Here is a 24,484-nt window from a genome sequence, read left to right on the forward strand (position 1 = left end):
AAAAACCGGGGCACTTGGCCCCGGCTTCCATCAACGAAACGCTTAAACGCGTTCGAAGACGGTGGAGATGCCTTGGCCGAGACCAATGCACATGGTGGCTACCCCGAAGGTGCCGCCATTCTGCTTCATCACATTGAGCAAAGTGCCGGAGATACGCGCACCGGAGCAACCGAACGGGTGGCCCAGGGCGATCGCGCCGCCGTGCAGGTTAACCTTCTCGTTCATCTTGTCGAGCACTTTCAGATCTTTCAGCACTGGCAGGGCCTGTGCGGCGAAAGCTTCGTTGAGCTCGAAGAAGTCGATGTCGGAGATGCCCAGACCCGCGCGCTTCAGTGCTTTTTGTGTGGCCGGTACTGGACCATAGCCCATGATTGCCGGGTCCACACCTGCCACTGCCATCGAACGAATCACCGCCATAGGCTGGATGCCCAGGTCCTGTGCGCGCTGCGCCGACATCACGATCATGCACGAAGCACCATCGGTGATCTGCGACGAAGTACCCGCTGTCACGGTGCCGCCCTTCGGATTGAACGCCGGCTTGAGAGCCGCCAGGCTTTCCAGGGTGGTTTCCGGACGAATGGTTTCGTCGTAGTCGAAGGTTTTCAGGAAACCGTTCTCGTCGTAGCCCTGCATCGGGATGATTTCGTCTTTGAACTTGCCTTCCACGGTCGCCTTGTGGGCGAGTTGGTGGGAGCGCACGCCGAAAGCATCTTGCTGCTCGCGGGTAATGCCGTGCATTTTGCCCAGCATTTCCGCGGTCAGGCCCATCATGCCCGAGGCTTTTGCCGCGTACAGCGACATGTGCGGGTTCGGATCGACACCGTGCATCATGCTCACGTGGCCCATATGCTCGACGCCACCAACGACGAACACGTCACCGTTACCGGTCATGATCGCTTGCGCAGCAGTGTGCAAAGCGCTCATGGACGAGCCGCACAGACGGCTGACGGTCTGGCCGGCCGAGGTGTGCGGGATCTGGGTCATCAGCGACGCCATGCGCGCGATGTTCCAGCCCTGCTCCAGGGTCTGGTTCACACAGCCCCAGATCACGTCCTCGACTTCGCTCGGGTCGACCTTGACGTTGCGTTCCAGCAGTTTGCTGATCAGGTGCGCCGACATGTCTTCGGCGCGGGTGTTGCGGTGCATGCCGCCCTTGGAGCGGCCCATCGGAGTACGACCGAAGTCGACAATCACGACGTCTCTAGGATTCAAGCTCATAAGTTCACTCTCACTCTAGTTGGGGGCGCTTAACCGAAGAAGCTCTGGCCGTTCTTGGCCATTTCGCGCAGCTTCGCGGTCGGGTGGTACAGCGCGCCCAAATCAGCGTACTGGTCAGCCAGGGCAACGAACTCAGCCACACCGATCGAATCGATGTAACGCAGCGCACCGCCACGGAATGGAGGGAAACCAATGCCGTAGACCAGACCCATGTCGGCTTCGGCAGCGGTTTCGACGATGCCGTCTTCCAGGCAACGCACGGTTTCCAGGCACAGCGGGATCATCATCCAGTTGATGATGTCTTCGTCAGTGACTTCGCGCTGCTCGTAAACGATCGGCTTGAGCACTTCCAGTACCGACGGGTCGGCGACTTTCTTCTGCTTGCCCTTCTTGTCGGTCTCGTAGGCGTAGAAGCCCTTGCCGTTCTTCTGGCCCAGGCGCTTGGCTTCGTAGAGCACGTCGACGGCCGAGCGACGGTCGTCCTTCATGCGGTCCGGGAAGCCGTCAGCCATCACGTCACGGCCGTGGTGGCCGGTGTCGATGCCGACCACGTCCATCAGGTAGGCCGGGCCCATTGGCCAGCCGAATTTTTCCATGATCTTGTCGATACGGACGAAGTCCACACCGGCGCTGACCAGCTTGGCGAAACCGCCGAAGTACGGGAACAGTACGCGGTTGACCAGGAAGCCCGGGCAGTCGTTGACGACGATCGGGTTCTTGCCCATTTTCTTGGCGTAGGCAACGGTGGTGGCAACAGCCAGCTCGCTGGACTTCTCGCCACGGATCACTTCCACCAGCGGCATCATGTGCACCGGGTTAAAGAAGTGCATGCCGACGAAGTTTTCCGGACGCTTGAGGGCCTTGGCCAGCAAGGTGATGGAAATGGTCGAGGTGTTGGACGCGAGGATGGTGTCCTCTTTGACCTGACCTTCAACTTCAGCCAGTACGGCTTGCTTGACCTTCGGGTTCTCGACGACCGCTTCCACCACCAGGTCCACGTGACCGAAATCACCGTAGGACAAGGTCGGACGGATGCCGTTGAGCACTTCAGCCATTTTCGCGGCGGTCATGCGACCTTTTTCAACGCGGCCAACCAGCAGCTTGGCGGCTTCGGCCAGACCCTGCTCGATGCCGTGCTCGTTGATGTCCTTCATCAGGATCGGCGTGCCTTTGGAAGCCGACTGATAGGCGATACCGCCACCCATGATGCCGGCGCCCAGTACGGCGGCCTGCTTCACGTCCTTGGCGATTTCGTCATAGGCCTTGGCCTTTTTCTTCAGTTCCTGGTCATTCAGGAACAGACCGATCAGGCTCTGCGCGGCAGAGGTCTTGGCCAGTTTGACGAAACCTGCGGCTTCAATTTCCAGGGCCTTGTCGCGACCGAAGTTCGCGGCTTTCTGGATGGTCTTGATCGCTTCAACCGGCGCCGGATAGTTCGGGCCAGCCTGACCGGCCACGAAACCCTTGGCGGTTTCGAAAGCCATCATTTGCTCGATGGCGTTCAGCTTCAGCTTTTCCAGCTTCGGCTGGCGCTTGGCCTTGTAGTCGAACTCGCCGGAGATGGCGCGCTTGATCAGTTCCAGCGCGGCCTCTTGCAGCTTCTCTGGAGCAACCACGGCATCGACAGCGCCAACTTTCAGCGCGTCTTCAGGACGGTTTTCCTTGCCGGCGGCAATCCACTCGATGGCGTTGTCGGCACCGATCAGACGCGGCAGACGAACGGTACCGCCGAAGCCCGGGTAGATGCCCAGCTTGACTTCCGGCAGGCCGATCTTGGCCTTGGTGGACATGACGCGGTAGTCCGCCGCCAGGCACATTTCCAGACCGCCACCCAGCGCGATGCCATTGATCGCGGCAACGGTCGGAACGTTGAGGTCTTCGAAATCGCTGAAAATCTTGTTGGCTTCGAGGTTGCCAGCAACAAGCTCTGCATCCGGCAGCTTGAAGTTGTCGACAAATTCGGTGATGTCGGCGCCGACGATGAACACGTCCTTGCCACTGCTGACGATCACGCCCTTGATCGAAGCATCTGCCTTGATGGTGTCTACGGCCTGACGCAGTTCGTTCAGGGTTAGACGGTTGAACTTGTTGACGGACTCACCCTTGAGGTCGAACTTCAGTTCGACGATGCCACTTTCAAGAGCCTTAACCGTGATGGCTTTACCTTCGTAAATCATCAACTGATCTCCACGATATGGAAGCTGAACAGTACACGTCGGACGCAGGCGAATGGCTTGGCAGGGACGTTGATCGTCAATGCTACGCCCATTCCCCCGGCACACCCGCCAACGCGATAGTCGGGATTCTGTAGGAGCGGTCTGAAATACAAACGCTCAATTCATACGCCCGTTTGATTTGGGTACGTCACCTTCACGGAATTTCCGACAATTGTCAATCGCCCGAAACACGGGTTGAAACGCGACTTTCCGGTCATATCCGTACTGCGAAGACCTTAAACACGCCGCAGCATGCAGGGTCATTCATAGAATCAATTGTTAGAAAATGCGCCCTAATTCGCCGCAGCCCGTGTTTAACAAGCTACGCTGGCGGAACCAAGGGGAAAATTGTGAACGCTTTTGGCGAATGCCCAGCGTAAGATCAGCCAACACCGATTTACCGGCCTGCCTGGCCAACCCGCCCGATGATTTTGTCGGGCTTTTTATTGCCTGCGAAAAACATCTGCAGGAGCGAGCCTGCTCGCGATGGACGTCAACGATGGCGCTGGAAGCCTGGCACCCCACGGCGCTATCAGGTTCATCGCGAGCAGGCTCGCTCCTACAAAGGGACGGGGTTCAGGCGAGTGCTTTCAGGGTCGCATTGATGTGCTGCAACACCTCAGCCTCGCCCTTCTCGCCCCAATACAAGGCGATGATTTGCTTGTCGGCCTCAACCTTGTAGACATTACCCGGCAATTTTTCGAAATGATTGAGCAGCGCCTGATCTTCGCAGGCTTCCTGCCACTGATTGACCCAGACACCCGGTGATTTTTGCCAGTAACTCCAGCATGCTGGCTGACTGCCACGCCGTGGACGATGGTACTGGGCGCACGGGCTCGGCGGCTCCTGGCTGAGCCAGTGTGGCCACTCCTGGGGCGCCAGTTGCATGGCCAGCCCGATGCGCCGGGCCTCCATGCGCAGGGCGATGCGCCCGCTCTGGGCACGCGATGGGCGCAACCATGCCAGCGGGCTGAGTACCACCAGCAGGATTGACACCACTATCCACACCGTCATATCTGTACTCCCGATTCTTGATGAGCCCATTGTGTCACTTTGGAACCAATGCGCTTGAAACCAGCCATACTTACCAATATTGCAATCCTCAGGAGGAGCACCTCATGCCCTACAACCATATTCTGGTCGCTGTAGATCTGACCGAAGAGTGCGACCCTGTGATCCACCGCGCTCGCGAGCTGTCGGTGAGCAACGGCGCGAAATTGTCACTGGTGCACATTGTCGAACCGATGGCGATGGCCTTCGGCGGCGACGTGCCGATGGACCTGTCACAACTGCAACAGCAGCAGTTCGATCAGGCCAAGGAGCGCCTTGACCGGTTGATCCTCAAATACCCGGAGCTCTCCAGGGAATACAGCCACCTGACCTATGGCCAGCCACGCCAGGAAATCCACCACCTGGCCAAGGAGCAAACCTGCGACCTGATCGTGGTGGGCAGCCACGGCCGGCACGGCCTGGCACTGCTGCTCGGCTCCACCGCCAATGACGTGTTGCATGGCGCGCCTTGCGATGTGCTTGCGGTGCGCCTGCAAACCAAAAGCTGACAACACCTGCCCCTGTAGGAGCGAGCCTGCTCGCGATGAACCTGAGAGCGCCACGGGGTGTCAGGCTCCCCGTGTCATCGTTGACGACCATCGCGAGCGAGCTCCTACAGGGGATTGCATTGCATATGAAAAGCCCGGCGTTCACGTGTGTGAAGCCGGGCTTTTTTATTGCAGGATCAATCAGGCATCCAGTTCGGCCCAGCGCTCGACCATGACGTCGAGTTCAGCCTGCAACTGCGCCAGCTGAGCGATCACTGCAGCCGTCTCGGCAGCCGGGCGCAGGTAGAAACCCGCGTCGGCCATCTGCGCTTCAACGGCAACGATCTGCTGCTCCATGGCTTCGATCTCGCCGGGCAACGCTTCCAGCTCACGCTGCAGCTTGTAGCTGAGTTTCTTCTTCGCCACTGGCGCTTCGACTGCCGCCGCAACCGGTGCAGGCTCGGCCTTCACCACTGCAGAGTTCAGGTCGGCCTTGCCGGACTTGCTCTCGGTCACGCCCAGCAGACGCGGCGAGCCGCCCTGACGCAGCCAGTCCTGATAACCGCCGACGTATTCACGCACCTTGCCTTCACCTTCGAAGACCAGGGTGCTGGTCACCACGTTGTCGAGGAATGCCCGGTCGTGACTGACCATCAGTACGGTGCCGTTGAAGGTCAGCAGGACCTCTTCGAGCAATTCGAGGGTTTCGACGTCGAGGTCGTTGGTCGGTTCGTCGAGTACCAGCAGGTTCGCCGGCTTGCTGAACAGCTTGGCCAGCAACAGACGGGCACGTTCACCACCGGACAGCGCCTTGACCGGCGTGCGCGCACGCTGCGGGCTGAACAGGAAGTCGCCCAGGTAGCTCAGTACGTGGCGGCTCTGGCCGTCGATATCGATGAAGTCGCGACCTTCGGCGACGTTGTCGATCACGGTCTTTTCCAGATCCAGCTGATGGCGCAACTGGTCGAAGTAGGCCACATCGATCCTGGTGCCCTCTTCCACCTTGCCGCTGGTTGGCTGCAAGCCGCTGAGCATCAGCTTCAGCAGCGTGGTCTTGCCGGTACCGTTGGCGCCAAGCAGACCGATACGGTCGCCGCGCTGCAGCACCATGGAGAAGTCCTTGATCAGGAACGGACCGTCCGGGTGAGCAAAGCTCACGTTATCGAGGACCATGACCTGTTTGCCGGACTTGTCGGCGGTTTCCAGCTGGATGTTGGCCTTGCCGGTCCGCTCGCGACGTTCGCTGCGCTCGACGCGCAAGGCTTTGAGCGCGCGTACGCGGCCCTCGTTACGGGTGCGACGGGCCTTGATGCCCTGGCGAATCCACACTTCTTCCTGGGCCAGGCGCTTGTCGAACAGCGCGTTGGCGGTTTCTTCGGCCGCCAGCGCGGCTTCCTTGTGCACGAGGAAACTGGCGTAGTCGCCGTTCCAGTCGATCAGGCCACCACGATCCAGTTCGAGGATGCGGGTTGCCAGGTTCTGCAGGAAAGAACGGTCGTGCGTGATGAACAGCACGGCGCCCTGGAAATCCTTCAGCGCCTCTTCAAGCCAGGCGATGGCACCGATGTCCAGGTGGTTGGTCGGTTCGTCGAGCAGCAGCAGGTCCGGCTCGGACACCAGGGCCTGGGCCAGCAGGACGCGACGACGCCAGCCGCCGGACAATTCGGCGAGGGTCTTGTCGGCCGGCAGTTGCAGGCGACTCAGGGTGCTGTCGACCAGCGTCTGCAAGCGCCAGCCATCGCGGGCTTCGAGGTCGTGCTGGACGTGCATCAGCTTGTCCAGATCGGCATCGGTAACGATGTTCTGGCTCAGGTGGTGATACTCGGCGAGCAACGCACCGACGCCGTCCAGGCCTTCGGCCACCACGTCGAACACTGTCCGCTCGTCGGCCACCGGCAATTCTTGCGGCAATTCGCCGATCTTGAGGCCGGGTGCGCGCCAAACGGAACCGTCATCGGGCTTCTGGTCGCCCTTGACGAGCTTCATCATGCTGGACTTGCCAGTGCCGTTGCGGCCGATGATGCACACCCGCTCACCACGGGCGATCTGCCAGGACACCTTGTCCAACAACGGCATAGCGCCGAAAGCAAGGGACACATCGCTGAATTTGAGCAGGGTCATGAGCTTCTCCAAAAACCGGGCGCGCATTCTACCTGACTTGAGGCTTCAGAAGGCCGGCAATTTCACTCTCGTAGCACTCTGAACGACAAATGTTGCGAACTGATGCGGGAAGACCCGCAAAGCTTTCGCCGGCTGCTGGCAAAAGGCTAAGCTACAGACAATTCAGTGCGGGCCTGACCCGCACTTGTCATGTTTTCTCTGCCTGGACGTCTCATGCGCAGTCGCCTTTTCAATCTTTTGTCGTGCTTTTTACTTTCAGCCGCAGCGTTTCAATCCGCCCAGGCGGTGGACCTGTCCACCCAGCGCCAATATTACGATGAAGCCAAGCGCGCCCTGGCCAAGGGTGATACCGGTCCGTATTTCCGTTACAGCCAGGCCCTCGCCGATTATCCGCTGGAACCGTACCTGGCCTACGACGAACTGACCGCGCGCCTGAAAACCGCGAGCAACGCCGAAATCGAGAAATTCCTCGCCGAACACGGCGACCTGCCCCAGGCCAACTGGATGAAACTGCGCTGGTTGCGCTGGCTGGCGGACCGGGGCGACTGGGCGACCTTCGTCAAGTATTACGACCCGAAAATGAACTTCACCGAACTGGACTGCCTGAATGCGCAGTACCAGATCAGTCACAACCTCAAGGCCGAAGGTTACGCCAACACCGAAAAGCTCTGGCTGACCGGCAAATCCCAGCCCGAAGCCTGCGATGCCCTGTTCGGCATGTGGGCCGCCGATGGCCAGCTGACCGAGCAAAAACGCTGGGAACGCGCGAAACTCGCCGCCCAGGCGCGCAACTACCCGCTGGCCAACAGCCTGGTCAACGGCTTGACCACCCTCGCCCCGCGCGGTCGCTTGCTGGTGGACGTCGCGCAGAAACCGGAACTGCTCAACCAGCCGTCACGCTTCACCCCGGCCGATGAAGCCATGTCCGACGTGGTCAGCCTCGGCCTGCGCCGCCTGGCTCGCCAGGACCCGGACAGGGCCATGAACCTGCTCGATGGCTACGCCAGCAGCATGCACTTCTCCCGGGACGAAAAAGTCGCAATCGCCCGGGAAATCGGGTTGACCCTCGCCAAACGTTTCGACGGCCGAGCCCTGGACGTCATGACCAAATACGATCCGGAACTGCGCGACAACACGGTTTCCGAATGGCGCCTGCGCCTGCTCCTGCGCCTGGCGCGCTGGGACGATGCCTACCAGTTGACCCGCCGCCTGCCCCAGGACCTGGCCACCACCAACCGCTGGCGCTACTGGCAGGCCCGCAGTCTGGAACTGGCGCAACCGCAGAATCCGGAAGCGCAGACGCTCTATAAAAACCTGGCCCGCGAACGCGACTTCTATGGTTTCCTCGCCGCCGATCGCTCGCAGTCACCCTACTCGCTGAACAACAAGCCGCTGGTGATGAGCCAGGCGCTGATCAACAAAGTGCGCAATACCCCCGGCATACGTCGCGCCCTGGAGTTCCACGCTCGCGGGCAAATCGTCGACGGTCGCCGCGAGTGGTACCACGTCAGCCGTCACTTCAGCCGTGACGAGATGGTTGCCCAGGCCAAACTGGCCTACGACCTGAAATGGTACTTCCCGGCCATTCGTACCATCAGCCAGGCTCAGTATTGGGACGATCTGGATATCCGTTTCCCGATGGCCCACCGCAACACGCTGGTGCGTGAAGCGAAGAATCGCGGCCTGCATCCGAGCTGGGCGTTCGCCATCACTCGCCAGGAAAGCGCCTTCATGGAAGATGCCCGCTCCGGGGTCGGCGCCTCGGGCCTGATGCAACTGATGCCCGCCACTGCAAAGGAAACCGCACGCAAGTTCAGCATTCCCTATAGCTCGCCACAGCAACTGTTCGATCCGGACAAGAACATCCAGCTCGGCGCCGCTTACCTGAGCCAGGTGCACAGCCAGTTCAACGGCAACCGCGTCCTCGCCTCCGCCGCCTACAACGCCGGCCCGGGTCGCGTGCGCCAATGGTTGCGCGGTGCCGACCACCTGAGTTTCGATGTGTGGGTGGAAAGCATCCCGTTCGACGAAACCCGCCAGTACGTGCAAAACGTGCTGTCGTACTCAGTGATCTACGGCCAGAAGCTCAACTCGCCACAGCCGATCGTGGATTGGCATGAGCGGTATTTCGATGATCAATGACCGGTGATGCCGGTCATGTAGGAGCTGCCGCAGGCTGCGATCTTTTGATCCTGCTCTAAAAAATGCCCGCATCAAACGATGCGGGCATTTTTTTGTCAGGGGTCTTCAAGATCAAAAGATCGCAACCTGCGGCAGCTCCTACAGTTCGGCGGTAGCCTTGCCGTCACTGAACTGCAACGCCGCCAGGCGTGCATACAAGGCATTGCTGGCGATCAGTTCCTGGTGCGTCCCTACCGCCACCAGTTTCCCCTGATCCATCACCGCGATCCGGTCGGCGTTTTTAACCGTGGCCAGGCGATGGGCGATCACCAGAGTGGTTCGATTCTTCATCAAGCTCGGCAGCGCCTGCTGGATCAGGTGCTCACTCTGGGCATCGAGGGCGCTGGTGGCTTCGTCGAGGAGCAGGATCGGGGCGTCCACCAGCAACGCGCGGGCGATGGCCAGGCGTTGGCGCTGGCCGCCGGACAGGCCGAGACCGCCATCCCCCAGATGAGTCTGGTAACCGTTGGGCATGGCTTCGATAAAGTCATGGGCGTAAGCGATCTTTGCCGCTTCCTGTACCTCGGCCAGCGTCGCCTGCGGATTGCCGTAGCGAATGTTGTCTTCAATGCTGCCGAAAAACAGCGCCGGGGTCTGTGACACCAGGGCGAAGCAGCGGCGCAGATCCAGCGGATCGAGTTGAGTCAACGGCACGCCATCGAGCAGGATGCGCCCCTCGGCCGGGTCGTAGAAACGCAGAAGCAAGTCATACACCGTCGACTTGCCGGCCCCGGATGGCCCGACCAGCGCCAGCGTTTCACCGGCATTGACCGTCAGGCTCAAGTCGTCGACGGCATAGCTTTCCGGCCGCGACGGGTAGGAAAAACGCACATTTTGCAGTTGCAGGCGGCCGTCGACCCGTTCCGGCAGCGTCACCGCGCCTGCGACCGGTGGCAGGATGATGTTTTCCGAACGCAGCAACTCGGCAATCCGCTCCGCCGCGCCGGCTGCCCGCTGCAGCTCCCCGATCACCTCGCTCAAGGTGCCGAATGCACTGCCGACGATCAGACTGTAGAACACGAACGCCGCCAGCTCGCCGGCGGAAATTCGCCCGGCGATGACGTCCATCCCGCCGACCCAGAGCATCACCCCGACCGCACCCAGCACCAGCACGATCACCAGGGTAATCAGCCACGCCCGCTGGAAGATGCGCTTGCGTGCGGTGTTGAACGCCTCCTCCACGGTCACGGCAAACCGTTGCTCGTCCTGGACCTGATGGTTGTAGGCCTGCACGGTCTTGATCTGCCCCAGGGTTTCGGAAACATAGCTGCCGATGTCGGCAATCCGGTCCTGGCTCAGGCGCGAGAGGTTACGCACCCGGCGACCGAAGATCAGGATCGGCGCGATCACCAGGGGCAAGGCCACCACTACGATACTAGTGAGCTTGGGGTTGGTGATAAACAACAGGACGATCCCGCCGATCACCATCAACAGGTTGCGCAGGAACAACGACAGCGAAGACCCGATGACCGATTGCAGCAGCGTGGTGTCGGCGGTCAGGCGGGACTGGATTTCGGAGCTGCGATTGTCTTCGTAGAAACCCGGGTGCAGGTAAATCAAGTGATTGAACACATCACGCCGGATATCGGCGACGCAGCGCTCGCCGATCCACGACACCAGGTAAAACCGTGCAAAGGTTCCGATCGCCAGCCCCACGACCAGCAACATGAACAGGCCGATGGACTGATTGAGCAGGTGTGGCGACTGGGTCATGAACCCCTTGTCCACCAGCAGGCGGATACCCTGCCCCATGGACAAGGTGATGCCGGCGGTGGCGATCAACGCCAGCAAGGCGCCGAAGGCCTGCCAGCGATACGGCGCAATGAAACGACTGGCCAGGCGAACAGCACGGCGGTGACGGGCAGAGAGCATCGCAAACATCCGGGACAAGACAATCATTAGGGTCAGCCTACACCGCTCAATGGGGTGGCTCGCTGCAAATCACAATGAGTCAGGTTAATTATGTCCACCAACACTAGAGGCTAGACGCTATTGGTCTAAAGTTCGGCTAGCCACGCGAAGGCATTTCTGCTGCACTGGTTCTGCCCCCCCGGAAAGATCGCAGGGAGTTGTCATAGCCCGGTCACCTGGCGGTTCTAGAGTAAGCACACAACCTGAAGAGGAGACAGGCCATGTCCTTGCAACACAGCAGCGATGACAAGATTCAAGTGATCCGCACGCAACCAGACCAGTCTCTGGGCTGCTCGATTATCGACGAGCAGGGCCGCGAAGTACCGATCACTGAAGAAATGATCCAGAAAGCTTGCAGCGAACTGGAAAAGCGATTGGTCAAGCCTGCCGAACAAGAGTGATATAGCCACCGTCTTCTTGACCCGGCCCATTGTTGGCCGGGTTTTTTATGCCTGCTGATCCAATCCAGAACTGTGGCGCGCCCTTCGCGAGCAGGCTCGCTCCTACAGGGGATTTGCGGTGCATGAAGATCCAGTGTGGGAGCGGGCTTGCTCGCGAAGGGGCCGCTGCGGTCTATCAGATTGCCGCCGCCCCCAACGCCGCCACAATCCTCTGCAACTCAGGTGCATCCCCCTCGATCCGCACCTGCAACCCGTCGATCTCACGGCGCGAAGGATAATTCTTGCGCAGCACATCGAATGCCGCGCGCTGCTCGCTGACACTGCCGACAAGGCTGCGACGGAAATCCGCATCGTCACGACGCGGGTCATACACCCCGCGGCACAGCATCGCCAAGGCCCAGGCCGGATCGCTTTGCGCATTCAGGGTCACGTACGACAGCCAGGGTGCCGGCAGCAAATCGCTCAGGCTGACGCGGGCCGGTTGCCCGAGGAAATCGCAATAGGCCTGATAAACCTGCGCGGTGCCCCGCTGCTTGCCGTCGAGGCTGTAACCGGCAATGTGCGGCGTGGCCAGCACGCATAGTTCGGCCAGCGCCACGTCGACCTCAGGCTCGCCTTCCCAGACATCGAGCACTGCTTGCAGGTCTTCGCGCTCCAGCAGTACATCGCGCAGTGCCGCGTTGTTGACCACCGGTCCGCGGCTGGCATTGATCAGCCAGGTACCGGACCTGAGCTGGTTAAGGCGTTTTTCATCGAACAGATGCCAGGTCGATTGAGGCCCCTGCTTGGTCAGCGGCGTGTGCAGGCTGATGACGTCGCACTCGTCGATGATCCGCTCAAGGCTGACGTAGTCACCGCCTTCAGTCGCCTGCCGTGGTGGATCGCACACCAGCACCTTCCAGCCCAGGCCCTGCAGGACCTTGACCAGTCGGCCACCCACCTCGCCGGCGCCGACCACGCCGTAGGTACGCCGGGTCAGGTCGGCCCCTTCGATTTCGGCCAGGGTCAGCAAGCTGCCGAGCACATAGTCGACCACGCCGCGGGCATTGCAGCCCGGTGCGCTGGACCAGGTGATACCGGCCTGCTGAAAGTAATCCAGGTCCAGATGATCGGTGCCGATGGTGCACGTACCGACAAAGCGCACCTTGCTGCCTTCGAGCAGCGCGCGGTTGACGTTGGTCACCGAGCGCACCAGCAGCACATCGGCCTGCTCGACCGCGGCACGGTCGATGGCGCGACCCGGCACCCGGCGGATTTCACCGAAGCCTCCAAAGAAGGCATCGAGCAGGGGGATATTTTCGTCGGCAACAATCAGCATGGCAGGCTCCTTTGGCGGATCGGCAGTGTAGGCGTAGATGACGCATCGCGCCTAGACGCATCTCTCTGTAGGAGCGAGCTTGCTCGCGATGGACGCAAGGATGCCACGTTCATTCAGGCACCCCGCGTCATCGTTGACGCTCATCGCGAGCAAGCTCGCTCCTACAGAGGGGTGATTACAAATCGGTAACACGAGCCTTTTCCTGACTACCGCGTCAACGCGTAGAATGCGCGGCTGTGCATCAAAACCTCTTGGACGTTTCGCTATTGAATCCTGTTATTGAAAGTACCGTCGCCACTGCGCCCGCGCGGACGACACCCGTTCGCCTGGAACTCAAGGGCCTGCTCGGCCTGGCCCTGCCCATCATGATCGCGCAACTGGCCACCACGGCCATGGGCTTCGTCGATGCGGTGATGGCCGGCCGCGTCAGCCCACGGGACCTGGCCTCGGTGGCCCTGGGCAACTCGATCTGGATTCCGGTCTACCTGTTGATGTCCGGCGTTCTGCTGGCAACCACACCCAAGGTCGCGCAACGCTTTGGCGCCGCGCAGTTCGACGAGATCGGCCCGCTGGTGCGCCAGGCACTGTGGCTGGCCTTGTGTGTCGGCTTGATCGGTAGCGGCCTGCTGCTCGGCGCCGAGCCGATCCTGCACTGGATGAAAGTCGATCCGCAATTGATCGAGCCGAGCATGGGGTACCTGCACGGGATCGCTTTCGGGTTCCCCGGCATGGCGTTCTATTACGTATTGCGCTGCTACAGCGATGGCATGGGGCGTACCCGCCCGAGCATGGTCATCGGCTTGTGCGGCCTGCTGCTGAACATCCCGCTGAACTATGCGTTGATCTACGGCCATTTCGGCGCACCGGCCCTGGGCGGCGTCGGTTGCGGCTGGGCCAGCGGCATCGTGATGTGGTTCATGGCGTTGAGCATGGCCGGCTGGACTTTCTGGGCCCCCTTCTATGCCCGCACCCGGGTGCTGGTGCGCTTCGACCGCCCACAATGGGCCGTGATCAAGCGCCTGGTCGGCATTGGCCTGCCGATTGGTATCGCCGTCTTCGCCGAGTCCAGCATCTTCGCGGTCATCGCGCTGTTGATCGGCAGTCTCGGCTCGACCGTGGTGGCCGGGCATCAGATCGCCCTCAATATCAGCTCGTTGCTGTTCATGATTCCTTATTCGCTGGGCATGGCGGTGACCGTGCGCGTCGGTCAGGCACTGGGGGCCGGCAATCCCTGGCAGGCGCGCTTCGCGGCGAAAGTCGGGCTCGGCGCGGCACTGGTGTTCGCGGCGTTTTCGGCGGCCCTGATCCTGCTCCTGCGCGAACCGATTGCCTCGATCTACACGCCTGACAAGGCCGTGATCCAGATTGCGTCGATGTTGATTGTCTATGCTGCCCTGTACCAGTTTTCCGATGCCATCCAGGTGATTTGCGCGGGCGCGTTGCGTGGATACCAGGATACCCGGGTGACCATGATCCTGACCTTGTTCGCCTATTGGGGCATCGGCCTGCCGGTCGGCTACGTGTTGGGACTGACTGACTGGTTCGGTCCGGCCAGTGGCCCGAGCGGGCTGTGGGAAGGGCTGATTGCCGGCTTGAGCTGTGCGGCGCTGATGTTGTCGATCCGCCTGACGCTCAGTGCGCGCCGGCGAATTCGTAACAGCCGCTCGGCGGGCTGACTGCACAAACAAAAAGACCTGCGTTTGCAGGTCTTTTTTTGGGGAGTGCCGTCAGCCGGACTTCTTGCGAATCCAGTAGAGGTAGGTGCCCTCCTCCTCGTGCTGCGCCACCAGTTCGTGGTCGAGAAACACACAGAACTTGGGAATGTCACGACGGGTCGACGGGTCTGTGGCGATGACCTTGAGCAGGCCGCCGGGCACCAGGTCACGGATGTGCTGGTGCAGCATCATCACCGGCTCGGGGCAGTTGAGACCGGTGGCATCGAGGGTGCCGTCTACCGGCGTATCAAGCATTTCACTCATGATTCACTCCTGAAACTGACCGGCATTGTCGCGCATTGCCGGGTGTTCGGTCACCTGTGGCATTACGCCGCCCTTGTGGGATGACCACTGACCTGTGGGAGCGGGCTTGCTCGCGAAGGCGGTGTGTCAGCAGCGTTGACGTCGACTGACACGACGCCTTCGCGAGCAAGCCCGCTCCCACATTGGTCCCCGTATGTCAGCGGGACTTGGGCTTCTTCACATCAATCCGGCGCAAATGGCAGGTCACTTCCTCGCGGTCGTGGTACAGCTGCTTGCAGCCGATCTCGACCTTGATGCCCCGCGCCTTGAAACCATCGGCAATGCGCTCGAGCAGACGCTTCACTTCGGCATAGCGCTGTTTCATCGGCAGCTTGAGGTTGACCACTGCCTCGCGGCAATGGCCGTCACCGATCCACTCTTCCAGCATCGCCGCATTGCGCGCCGGCTTCTCGACGATGTCGCAGACCATCCAGTCCACCGGCTGCTTGGGCTTGAAGGTGAAACCGTCGGCCATCAGGTGTTGCACCAGACCGGTGTCCATCAGGCTTTCGGCCATCGGGCCGTTGTCGATGGCCGTCACCAGCATGCCGCGGTTGACCAGTTGCCAGGTCCAGCCACCCGGAGCGGCCCCGAGGTCGACGCCGGTCATGTCGCTGTGCAGGCGCTCGTCCCACTGGTCGCGCGGGATGAAGTGGTGCCAGGCCTCTTCCAGCTTCAGGGTCGAGCGGCTCGGCGCCTCCCGAGGAAACTTCAAACGGGGAATGCCCATTGGCCACATCGCCGAGTTGTTCGACTCGGCCAGCCCCATGAACACCTCACGACCACTTTTGAAGGTCAGCAACAGCCGCGGTTTGTGCGCGTCTTCCACCAGTTTGCCGGCGGCCATCAGCGCCTTGCGCAGGTGCACTTCGAACTTTTTGCAGAAGTTCGACAGTTCCTTGCCATCATTGGTGTCGACCATTTCCAGCCACAGGCTGCCGCACAGCGGAAAGTCCGCCATATGGGCGAGGATCACGCTGATGCGGTCGGTTTCCGGCAGATCGATGAAAATCCCCCGGGCCCACTGGCGCGGGAAGATCAGCTCGGCGAAACGCTGCCCGCGCATCAGGCGCTCGGCGCCGTCTTCTTCGGTGCAGACGAATTCGGCGCAAGCGGTGGCGGCTTTGGCCTTGGCGTAGCCGGCCACGTTCAAGCGCGCGGCGAGGTCGGAAATCTCGGAACAGACTTCGCCTTCGAAGCCCGGCCGGCAATGCATGAATAGGGTGTTCATTCTTACTCCTGGGCAATGGCGATGAATTTCGGCCACTGCACGATGCCCAGGCTTGCCCTGAAGCAAAGCCTGTCACGAAAACCGGCGCATGATAGCCGAGATCGGAACCCAGGGTCTGTTAACGCTTGCTGTCGACCGCGACGCCGCCCCATTTTCCGCTGGGCAAGGCGCGAGGAACGCAGTTTGGTTGCTCCAAATAAGTTCCGAGCAACGCCGCCCAGCGGTAAATGGGGCGCGTCCCTTCGGGTTGCGCGCCAAAGTGTGCGAGGCTGCGTTGCGGGATTTGCCAAGGGAACAACCATTGGCGGCATCCCGCGCCTTGCCTCGCACACTTTGGCATCGCAACGCGGTTCGACAGCAAGCGTTAACAGACCCTGGGTCTGTCCATAGAGTCCAGTTATTAGCCAGCTACCGAAAACAGGGCTAGGTTTAAGGCTCTGTCCGTCCCCTCAGTCCGTAGCCGTGCGGACTTCAAGGAGTGATCGCAATGCCGTCCCTCGATAGCCTGAAGACGTTGAAAACCCTGCAAGTCGGCAACAAGACCTACCACTACTTCAGCCTGCCCGACGCAGCCAGGAGCCTGGGCGAGCTGGACAGGTTGCCGATGTCGCTGAAAGTCCTGCTGGAAAACCTGCTGCGCTGGGAGGACGAAAAAACCGTCACCGGCGCCGACCTCAAGGCACTGGCCGCGTGGCTCAAGGAGCGCCGCTCCGACCGCGAAATCCAGTACCGCCCGGCGCGTGTGCTGATGCAGGACTTCACCGGCGTGCCCGCCGTGGTCGACCTGGCCGCCATGCGCGCGGCGATGGCCAAGGCCGGCGGCGATCCACAGCGCATCAACCCGCTGTCGCCGGTGGACCTGGTGATCGACCACTCGGTGATGGTCGACAAGTTCGCCAGCAGCAGCGCCTTCGAGCAGAACGTCGACATTGAAATGCAGCGCAATGGCGAGCGATATGCGTTCCTGCGCTGGGGCCAGAGTGCCTTCGACAACTTCAGTGTGGTGCCGCCGGGCACCGGGATCTGCCACCAGGTGAATCTTGAATACCTCGGTCGTACGGTCTGGACCAAGGACGAGGACGGCCGCACCTATGCCTTCCCCGACACCCTGGTGGGCACCGACTCCCACACCACCATGATCAACGGCCTCGGCGTGCTCGGCTGGGGCGTCGGTGGCATCGAGGCGGAAGCGGCGATGCTCGGGCAACCGGTGTCGATGCTGATTCCCGAAGTCATCGGTTTCAAACTCACCGGCAAGCTCAAGGAAGGCATCACCGCCACCGACCTGGTGCTGACCGTCACCCAGATGCTGCGCAAGAAAGGCGTGGTGGGCAAATTCGTCGAATTCTACGGCGACGGCCTTGCCGACCTGCCGCTGGCCGACCGCGCAACCATCGCCAACATGGCGCCGGAATACGGCGCTACCTGCGGTTTCTTCCCCGTGGACGACATCACGCTGGAGTACCTGCGCCTGTCCGGCCGTCCCCTTGAAACAGTGCAATTGGTCGAGGCATACAGCAAGGCCCAGGGCCTGTGGCGCCTGCCCGGCCAGGAGCCGGTGTTCACCGACACCCTGGCGCTGGACATGGGCAGCGTCGAGGCCAGCCTCGCGGGACCAAAACGCCCGCAGGACCGGGTGTCGCTGCCGGATGTCGCGCAAGCCTTCAGCGACTTCGTCGACCTGCAATTCAAACCTACCAGCAAGGAAGAAGGCCGCCTGGAAAGTGAGGGCGGCGGTGGCGTCGCCGTCGGCAACGCCGATCTCGCCGGAGAGGCGGATTACCATTACGAAGGCCAGACCTATCGCCTGAAAAATGGCGCCGTGGTCATCGCGGCCATCACCTCCTGCACCAATACCTCCAACCCGAGCGTGATGATGGCGGCCGGACTGGTGGCGAAGAAGGCCGTGGAAAAAGGCCTGAAACGCAAACCCTGGGTGAAGAGTTCGCTGGCCCCCGGCTCGAAGGTGGTCACCGACTATTACAAGGCAGCCGACCTGACCCGTTACCTCGATGAATTGGGCTTTGCCCTGGTCGGCTACGGCTGCACCACCTGCATCGGCAACTCCGGACCGCTGCCGGAGCCCATCGAGAAGGCCATCCAGCAAGCCGACCTCACCGTGGCATCGGTACTCTCGGGCAATCGCAACTTCGAAGGCCGGGTGCATCCGTTGGTGAAAACCAACTGGCTGGCTTCCCCCCCACTGGTGGTCGCCTATGCGTTGGCGGGCACGGTACGCACCGACCTCAGCCGCGAGCCGCTGGGCGAAGACAAGGACGGCAAACCGGTTTACCTGCGGGACATCTGGCCCAGCAGCAAAGAAATCGCCGATGCGGTGAGCCAGGTCAACACCGCCATGTTCCACAAGGAATACGCCGAAGTGTTTGCCGGAGACGAACAATGGCAGGCGATCGAGGTTCCGCAAGCGGCGACCTATGTCTGGCAGGACGACTCGACCTACATCCAGCACCCACCCTTCTTCGACGATATCGGCGGCCCGCCGCCCGTGGTCAAGGATGTCAGCGCAGCGAACATTCTCGCCCTGCTCGGCGACTCGGTGACCACTGATCACATCTCCCCCGCCGGCAACATCAAGGCGGACAGCCCGGCAGGGCAGTACCTGCGCGACAAAGGCGTGGAACCGCGGGACTTCAACTCCTACGGTTCGCGGCGCGGCAACCATGAAGTGATGATGCGCGGCACCTTTGCCAACATCCGCATACGCAACGAAATGCTTGGCGGCGAGGAAGGCGGTAACACCCGCTACATTCCCACCGGGGAAAAAATGCCGATCTACGACGCCGCCATGCGCTATCAGGCATCGGGCACACCGCTGGTGGTGATTGCCGGCCAGGAATACGGCACCGGATCGAGCCGCGACTGGGCGGCCAAAGGTACCAATCTGCTGGGCGTCAAAGCGGTCATCGCCGAAAGTTTCGAACGCATCCACCGCTCCAACCTGGTGGGCATGGGCGTGCTGCCGTTGCAGTTCAAGCTGGATCAGAACCGCAAGAGCCTGAACCTCAACGGCAGTGAAACCCTGGACATCCTCGGCTTGAGCGGTGTCGAGCTGACGCCACGGATGAACCTGACACTGGTCATCACTCGCGAAGACGGCAGCCGCGAGAAGGTCGAGGTGCTGTGCCGCATCGATACGCTCAATGAGGTGGAGTACTTCAAGTCCGGAGGGATTCTGCATTACGTGTTGCGGCAGTTGATTGCGTCCTAGCCATGCGCTGATACAAACACCGCCTTCGGGCGGTGTTTTTGTTTGTGACCACATCCTTATAATCTCGCACTGCTTGATGTTGGCCCGACACTAGTCCCTATGGGAGCGAGCTTGCTCGCGATAGCGTAGTGTCATTCAACATCATCTTTGAATGTTTCGCCGTCATCGCGAGCAAGCTCGCTCCCACAGGGGAATGGGGGAATCCACAGAGTTTTCGACACAAGGACTTTCAATGTTTGCCCTGCCATGGACGTTTCTGGCCCTGCTTTCCCTCGGTTACGCTCTGGCGCTGACCTACGGCCACCTCGGTTGGCTCTCGGCATTCTCAGTATTCCTGTTACTGGTAGCCGGTGCAGCGGTTCGCCAGCGTGAGATCCCTTTTGTCCGCTACCTGGGCCATGGCCTGTTCATCATTCTCGCGCTGGCCCTTGCGACGCATTGGTGGCCCGGCTTTCAAAGCGGTCAAGTCATAACCCCGCAGCGTTTCACCAACGACGCCGTGCCGTTCTCCATGTACCTGAACCTTGACAAGCCCCTGATCGGTTTCTGGCTGTTGTTGGTCTGCCCGTGGATTATCGGCCGGCGATCGCTGCGCCTGTTCCTGCCTGTCAGCGCCATTGCGCTGACTTTGAGTGCCGTGCTGGCGCTGGGCGGTGCACTGTTGCTGGGTGTCATCACTTGGGCACCGAAGTGGCCGGATTCTGCCTGGCTGTGGCTACTGAACAATCTGCTGCTGGTGACGCTGGTCGAGGAAGCGCTGTTCCGCGGCTATATCCAGGGTGGCCTGAACCGATGCCTGAAAAACCTGCGCCATGGCGAAAACCTTGCCCTGCTCCTGGCTTCGTTGATCTTCGGCCTGGCGCATGCCGGGGCAGGCTGGCAATGGGTCCTGTTGGCCAGCCTGGCCGGGATCGGCTATGGCCTGGCCTACCGATTCGGCGGGCTGGCGGCCGCCATCGCCACCCACTTCGGCTTGAACCTGCTGCACTTCGGCCTGTTCACCTATCCGATGCTCGCCGGCTGACGCAATGGTCATTTTGCGACGTATTGCCGATTATCAAAAAATAAACTCAACAATCCGCCGACCTTGCCGATACAGCACTTGAAAGCCTTGCGGATTAAAAAGCCATGCGTAACAACCAGCCAATTACACAACGCGAGCGGACCTTCCCGGCTCAGCAACGGTTGATTTCCACCACCGATGCCAAGGGCATGATCACCTACTGCAACGACGCCTTTGTCGAAATCAGCGGGTTTTCCCGAGAGGAGCTGATCCGTGCACCGCACAACCTGGTCCGTCACCCTGACGTCCCGGCCGCGGTGTTCGCACACATGTGGGGCACACTGAAACAAGGCTTGCCATGGATGGGCATTGTGAAGAATCGCTGCAAGAGCGGTGACCACTACTGGGTGAACGCCTATGTGACACCGATCTTCGAAGGCAATCAGGTGACCGGTTACGAGTCGGTGCGGGTCAAGCCCACCGCCGAACAGATCCGCCGTGCCGAAGCGCTCTACCAACGCATCAACCAGGGCAAGTCAGCCATTCCCTCCTCGGACAAATGGCTGCCGATCCTGCAGGACTGGCTGCCGTTCATCCTGGTCAGCCAGTTGAGCTTCATGATCGGTGCATCGCTGAACTCCCATTGGGGTTTTGCCCTGGCCGCCGGTCTTTCGGTGCCGCTGGGCCTGATGGGCCTCCAGTGGCAACAGCGCGGCCTCAAGCGTTTGCTGCGCCTGGCCGAGCAGACCACCTCCGATCCGTTGATCGCACAGATGTACACCGACAGTCGCGGTGCCCAGGCGCGGCTGGAGATGTCCATCCTCAGCCAGGAAGCCCGCTTGAAAACCTGCCTGACGCGACTGCAGGATACCGCCGAGCACTTGACCGACCAGGCCAGACAGTCCGATGCCCTGGCGCACAACAGCTCCAGCGGCCTGGAACGTCAACGGGTCGAGACCGAGCAAGTGGCCACGGCGGTCAACCAGATGGCCGCGACCACCCAGGAAGTCGCCAGCCACGTGCAACGCACCGCCGACGCCACCCAGGAAGCCAATCGGCTGACCGGTCGCGGTCGTGACATCGCCGGGGAAACCCGCGAAGCCATCCAGCGCCTGTCGGTGGTGGTGGGTGAAACCGGCGTCACCGTGACCCAGCTGGCCAAGGACAGCAACGAAATCGGTGGCGTGGTCGACGTGATCAAAGGCATCGCCGACCAGACCAACCTGCTGGCCCTGAACGCCGCCATCGAAGCGGCCCGTGCCGGTGAGATGGGTCGTGGTTTTGCGGTGGTGGCCGACGAAGTCCGTCAGCTGGCGCAACGCACCAGCGAGTCCACCGGGCAGATCCATGCGCTGATCGCCAAGCTCCAGCAAACCGCCGGCACTGCGGTGCAAACCATGGAAGCCGGGCATCGTCAGGCCGAAGAAGGCGTGGCGCGGGTGCTGGAAGCGGACCAGGCACTGGTGGGGATCAGCGAGGCGGTGGCCAACATCACCGACATGACCACCCAGATCGCCGCCGCGACCGAAGAGCAAAGTGCCGTGGCCGAAGAAATCAGCCGTAACATCAGCAACATCTCGGAGCTGGCGGACCAGACCTCGGAACAGGCGCAGAACTCGGCGTTGTTGAGTGAAGAGCTGACCAAGACTGCGAACACCCAGTATTCGTTGGTGGAGCGGTTTAACCGCTGATTGAGGCTGGAATGACAAAAAACCCGGACAGTGGAAGCTTCCGGGTTTTTTATTATCAATTTGAAAAGCATGTTGCCTGTGCGGCCGCCTTCGCGGGCAAGCCCGCTCCCACAGGGTTTTGCATTGATCACACGATCAAGCCACACCACAGATCACTGTGGGAGCGGGCTTGCCCGCGAAGAAGCCATTTGCCACACCACACCTTTCACTGAAGGTATGAAGCCACCCTCTCAGCCGCAGCCGCCAAATGCTGCTCATGGGTAAACCCGGAAGCCTTCAACGGCTTCAAGTCATGATCCCCCGCCGCCAGCCAGAACACCTCAATGCTCGGTGACAAGACGTAAGCCTCAACCGCCTCGTGATTGCCCAGAGCATCCCGCTCGCCCTGCACAATCAGGGTTCGGGTTTTCAAAGAAGCCAAATGCTCGACCCGCGGCTTCTCCGGCTTGCCCACCGCGTAAAACGGATACCCCAGACACACCAACGCATCCGCCCCCAACTCATCGGCCAGCAAACTGGCCATGCGCCCGCCCATGGACTTGCCGCCGATGGCCAGCGGCCCAGTGACATGGCGTCGCACCTGGGCATACACCTCGCGCCAGCATTCGAGCAGTTTCGGCGCCGGATTCGGTGGGCGCTTGCCGCCGTCGAGGCGCCGCTGCGCCATGTAGGGAAATTCAAAGCGCAACACGTTGACGCCTTGTGCGGCGAGGCGTGCAGCCATGTCGCTCATCCAGTCGCTGTCCATCGGTGCGCCGGCGCCGTGGGCGAGGATCAGCGTCGCCGCTGCCTTGCCAGTGGCGGCATTCCACAACCATCCATGATCCCGCACGCACTGCGCCCATTGATCCCCGTCAATACCGGCCTTGTGCCCTTTGTCCATGCTTGCCTCGCTTTTAGTCTGCCTATAACTCCGGCCGAAGGGTGCGCTGCCTTGCGCGAGTGCGCTCACTTCGGCTGAACCGTGGATGGGGAACCATGAACACTTCTATCAGTACCGCCTACAACTACAAGGTGGTCCGCCAATTCGCCATTATGACGGTGGTGTGGGGCATCGTCGGCATGGGGCTCGGGGTTTTTCTCGCTGCCCAGTTGGTCTGGCCCGAACTCAACCTCAATTTGCCCTGGACCAGCTTCGGCCGCTTGCGCCCGCTGCACACCAACGCGGTGATCTTCGCCTTCGGCGGCTGCGCGCTGTTCGCCAGCTCGTTCTATTCGGTGCAACGCACCTGCCAGACGCAATTGTTTGCGCCAAAAATCGCCGCGTTCTGCTTCTGGGGCTGGCAGCTTGTGATCCTGCTGGCAGCCATCAGCCTGCCGCTGGGCTACACCAGCTCCAAGGAATACGCCGAGCTGGAATGGCCGATCGACATCCTGATCACCATTGTCTGGGTCGCCTACGCCATCGTGTTCTTCGGCACGATCATGCAGCGCAAGACCAAACACATCTATGTCGGTAACTGGTTCTTCGGTGCGTTCATCATCACCGTGGCGATCCTGCACATCGTCAACAACATGGAACTGCCGGTCAGCTTCACCAAGTCCTACTCGCTGTACTCCGGTGCCACCGACGCGATGGTGCAATGGTGGTACGGCCACAACGCCGTGGGCTTTTTCCTCACCGCCGGGTTCCTCGGCATGATGTATTACTTCGTGCCGAAACAGGCCGAACGCCCGGTGTATTCCTATCGCTTGTCGATCGTGCACTTCTGGGCGCTGATCACCCTGTACATCTGGGCCGGTCCCCACCACCTGCACTACACCGCGCTGCCGGACTGGGCGCAGTCGCTGGGCATGGTGATGTCGCTGATCCTGCTCGCGCCGAGCTGGGGCGGCATGATCAACGGCATGATGACCCTCTCGGGCGCCTGGCATAAGTTGCGCAGCGACCCGATCCTGCGCTTCCTCGTGGTGTCCCTGGCGTTCTACGGCATGTCGACCTTCGAAGGGCCGATGATGGCGATCAAGACGGTCAACGCCCTCTCCCACTACACCGACTGGACCATCGGCCACGTACACGCCGGTGCCCTCGGCTGGGTGGCGATGATTTCCATCGGCGCGCTGTACCACATGATCCCGAAAGTCTTCGGACGCGAGCAGATGCACAGCATCGGCCTGATCAACGCGCACTTCTGGCTCGCCACTATCGGCACCGTGCTGTACATCGCCTCGATGTGGGTCAACGGCATCGCCCAGGGCCTGATGTGGCGTGCGGTGAACGAGGACGGCACGCTGACCTACTCCTTCGTCGAGACCCTGGTGGCCAGCCACCCTGGCTTCGTCGTGCGGCTGGTGGGCGGTGCGATCTTCCTCAGCGGCATGTTCCTGATGGCCTACAACACCTGGCGCACCGTGCGGGCCTCGCAGCCTGCCGAAGTCGCCGCTGCCGCGCAGATGGCCTGAGGAGT

17 protein-coding genes are annotated in these 24,484 nt (G+C 61.2%); 8 read left to right on the forward strand and 9 right to left on the reverse strand.

Translation table 11 applies throughout. The features are described from left to right. Positions 1-42 precede the first annotated feature (42 nt). The 3 genes from fadA to KW841_RS07600 all read right to left on the reverse strand — a co-directional run bounded on the left by fadA (position 43) and on the right by KW841_RS07600 (position 4,448). On the reverse strand, positions 43-1,218 hold the full coding sequence (gene fadA, locus KW841_RS07590) for an acetyl-CoA C-acyltransferase FadA (protein ID WP_007974051.1): 1,176 nt from the start codon (positions 1,216-1,218) through the stop codon (positions 43-45). 29 nt (positions 1,219-1,247) lie between these two features. After that, complete coding sequence (fadB, locus tag KW841_RS07595) at positions 1,248-3,395, reverse strand: fatty acid oxidation complex subunit alpha FadB (protein WP_218474993.1); 2,148 nt, start codon at positions 3,393-3,395, stop codon at positions 1,248-1,250. A gap of 615 nt (positions 3,396-4,010) precedes the next feature. Then, the gene (locus KW841_RS07600) at positions 4,011-4,448 is read right to left on the reverse strand and encodes a hypothetical protein (protein ID WP_218474995.1); all 438 of its coding nucleotides are present in this window, start codon (positions 4,446-4,448) and stop codon (positions 4,011-4,013) included. 104 nt (positions 4,449-4,552) lie between these two features. Here KW841_RS07600 and KW841_RS07605 point away from each other — a divergent pair, with 104 nt between their 5' ends. Beyond that, positions 4,553-4,993, forward strand: a complete 441-nt coding sequence (locus KW841_RS07605; RefSeq protein ID WP_007974054.1) for a universal stress protein — start codon at positions 4,553-4,555, stop codon at positions 4,991-4,993. Between the two features lie 180 nt (positions 4,994-5,173). Here the strand turns inward: KW841_RS07605 and KW841_RS07610 are convergent, their stop codons facing one another. Further along, a complete protein-coding gene (locus KW841_RS07610; RefSeq protein ID WP_218474998.1) occupies positions 5,174-7,093 on the reverse strand; it encodes an ATP-binding cassette domain-containing protein in 1,920 nt (639 codons plus the stop codon). Between the two features lie 213 nt (positions 7,094-7,306). On the opposite strand from KW841_RS07610, the gene KW841_RS07615 reads away from it, so the two are divergent. Continuing rightward, entirely contained in the window at positions 7,307-9,235 is a 1,929-nt protein-coding gene (locus KW841_RS07615; protein ID WP_218475000.1) for a transglycosylase SLT domain-containing protein, read from the forward strand. 138 nt (positions 9,236-9,373) lie between these two features. Here the strand turns inward: KW841_RS07615 and KW841_RS07620 are convergent, their stop codons facing one another. Continuing rightward, positions 9,374-11,155 (reverse strand): ABC transporter transmembrane domain-containing protein, encoded by a 1,782-nt coding sequence (locus KW841_RS07620; protein WP_218475463.1) that lies wholly within the window; start codon positions 11,153-11,155, stop codon positions 9,374-9,376. Between the two features lie 251 nt (positions 11,156-11,406). Between KW841_RS07620 and KW841_RS07625 the strand changes: the two genes are divergently transcribed. Then, complete coding sequence (locus KW841_RS07625) at positions 11,407-11,586, forward strand: PA1571 family protein (RefSeq protein WP_007974065.1); 180 nt, start codon at positions 11,407-11,409, stop codon at positions 11,584-11,586. Between the two features lie 175 nt (positions 11,587-11,761). Here KW841_RS07625 and pdxB read toward each other — a convergent pair whose 3' ends face one another. After that, complete coding sequence (pdxB, locus tag KW841_RS07630) at positions 11,762-12,904, reverse strand: 4-phosphoerythronate dehydrogenase PdxB (RefSeq protein WP_218475003.1); 1,143 nt, start codon at positions 12,902-12,904, stop codon at positions 11,762-11,764. Positions 12,905-13,170: 266 nt separating this feature from the next. On the opposite strand from pdxB, the gene KW841_RS07635 reads away from it, so the two are divergent. Then, positions 13,171-14,580, forward strand: a complete 1,410-nt coding sequence (locus KW841_RS07635; RefSeq protein ID WP_102698745.1) for an MATE family efflux transporter — start codon at positions 13,171-13,173, stop codon at positions 14,578-14,580. A gap of 51 nt (positions 14,581-14,631) precedes the next feature. Here the strand turns inward: KW841_RS07635 and tusA are convergent, their stop codons facing one another. Both tusA and rlmM read right to left on the reverse strand, forming a co-directional pair. Next, positions 14,632-14,883: a sulfurtransferase TusA gene (tusA, locus tag KW841_RS07640; RefSeq protein ID WP_007974070.1), complete on the reverse strand. Its 252-nt coding sequence runs from the start codon at positions 14,881-14,883 to the stop codon at positions 14,632-14,634. Positions 14,884-15,079: 196 nt separating this feature from the next. After that, the gene (rlmM, locus tag KW841_RS07645) at positions 15,080-16,153 is read right to left on the reverse strand and encodes a 23S rRNA (cytidine(2498)-2'-O)-methyltransferase RlmM (RefSeq protein WP_218475006.1); all 1,074 of its coding nucleotides are present in this window, start codon (positions 16,151-16,153) and stop codon (positions 15,080-15,082) included. Positions 16,154-16,640: 487 nt separating this feature from the next. On the opposite strand from rlmM, the gene acnA reads away from it, so the two are divergent. From acnA to KW841_RS07660, 3 genes are all read left to right on the forward strand, one after another. Continuing rightward, complete coding sequence (acnA, locus tag KW841_RS07650) at positions 16,641-19,382, forward strand: aconitate hydratase AcnA (protein WP_218475009.1); 2,742 nt, start codon at positions 16,641-16,643, stop codon at positions 19,380-19,382. A gap of 232 nt (positions 19,383-19,614) precedes the next feature. Next, positions 19,615-20,406 (forward strand): CPBP family intramembrane glutamic endopeptidase, encoded by a 792-nt coding sequence (locus KW841_RS07655; RefSeq protein ID WP_218475012.1) that lies wholly within the window; start codon positions 19,615-19,617, stop codon positions 20,404-20,406. 104 nt (positions 20,407-20,510) lie between these two features. Further along, a complete protein-coding gene (locus tag KW841_RS07660) occupies positions 20,511-22,076 on the forward strand; it encodes a PAS domain-containing methyl-accepting chemotaxis protein (protein WP_126046451.1) in 1,566 nt (521 codons plus the stop codon). A gap of 205 nt (positions 22,077-22,281) precedes the next feature. Here KW841_RS07660 and KW841_RS07665 read toward each other — a convergent pair whose 3' ends face one another. Then, positions 22,282-22,959: an alpha/beta fold hydrolase gene (locus KW841_RS07665; protein WP_218475014.1), complete on the reverse strand. Its 678-nt coding sequence runs from the start codon at positions 22,957-22,959 to the stop codon at positions 22,282-22,284. 95 nt (positions 22,960-23,054) lie between these two features. Between KW841_RS07665 and ccoN the strand changes: the two genes are divergently transcribed. Next, the gene (gene ccoN, locus KW841_RS07670) at positions 23,055-24,479 is read left to right on the forward strand and encodes a cytochrome-c oxidase, cbb3-type subunit I (RefSeq protein WP_218475016.1); all 1,425 of its coding nucleotides are present in this window, start codon (positions 23,055-23,057) and stop codon (positions 24,477-24,479) included. The last annotated feature ends 5 nt before the right edge of the window (positions 24,480-24,484 follow it).

Source organism: Pseudomonas sp. PDM28, assembly GCF_019219115.1.
GTDB lineage: Bacteria > Pseudomonadota > Gammaproteobacteria > Pseudomonadales > Pseudomonadaceae > Aquipseudomonas > Aquipseudomonas laurylsulfatiphila.

Excerpts from the sequence above, each read along its gene's own strand:
- fadA (WP_007974051.1), bottom strand. The coding sequence starts at position 1,218 with ATGAGCTTGAATCCTAGAGACGTCGTGATTGTCGACTTCGGTCGTACT.
- fadB (WP_218474993.1), bottom strand. The coding sequence starts at position 3,395 with ATGATTTACGAAGGTAAAGCCATCACGGTTAAGGCTCTTGAAAGTGGC.
- KW841_RS07600 (WP_218474995.1), bottom strand. The coding sequence starts at position 4,448 with ATGACGGTGTGGATAGTGGTGTCAATCCTGCTGGTGGTACTCAGCCCG.
- KW841_RS07605 (WP_007974054.1), top strand. The coding sequence starts at position 4,553 with ATGCCCTACAACCATATTCTGGTCGCTGTAGATCTGACCGAAGAGTGC.
- KW841_RS07610 (WP_218474998.1), bottom strand. The coding sequence starts at position 7,093 with ATGACCCTGCTCAAATTCAGCGATGTGTCCCTTGCTTTCGGCGCTATG.
- KW841_RS07615 (WP_218475000.1), top strand. The coding sequence starts at position 7,307 with ATGCGCAGTCGCCTTTTCAATCTTTTGTCGTGCTTTTTACTTTCAGCC.
- KW841_RS07620 (WP_218475463.1), bottom strand. The coding sequence starts at position 11,155 with ATGTTTGCGATGCTCTCTGCCCGTCACCGCCGTGCTGTTCGCCTGGCC.
- KW841_RS07625 (WP_007974065.1), top strand. The coding sequence starts at position 11,407 with ATGTCCTTGCAACACAGCAGCGATGACAAGATTCAAGTGATCCGCACG.
- pdxB (WP_218475003.1), bottom strand. The coding sequence starts at position 12,904 with ATGCTGATTGTTGCCGACGAAAATATCCCCCTGCTCGATGCCTTCTTT.
- tusA (WP_007974070.1), bottom strand. The coding sequence starts at position 14,883 with ATGAGTGAAATGCTTGATACGCCGGTAGACGGCACCCTCGATGCCACC.
- rlmM (WP_218475006.1), bottom strand. The coding sequence starts at position 16,153 with ATGAACACCCTATTCATGCATTGCCGGCCGGGCTTCGAAGGCGAAGTC.
- acnA (WP_218475009.1), top strand. The coding sequence starts at position 16,641 with ATGCCGTCCCTCGATAGCCTGAAGACGTTGAAAACCCTGCAAGTCGGC.
- KW841_RS07655 (WP_218475012.1), top strand. The coding sequence starts at position 19,615 with ATGTTTGCCCTGCCATGGACGTTTCTGGCCCTGCTTTCCCTCGGTTAC.
- KW841_RS07660 (WP_126046451.1), top strand. The coding sequence starts at position 20,511 with ATGCGTAACAACCAGCCAATTACACAACGCGAGCGGACCTTCCCGGCT.
- KW841_RS07665 (WP_218475014.1), bottom strand. The coding sequence starts at position 22,959 with ATGGACAAAGGGCACAAGGCCGGTATTGACGGGGATCAATGGGCGCAG.
- ccoN (WP_218475016.1), top strand. The coding sequence starts at position 23,055 with ATGAACACTTCTATCAGTACCGCCTACAACTACAAGGTGGTCCGCCAA.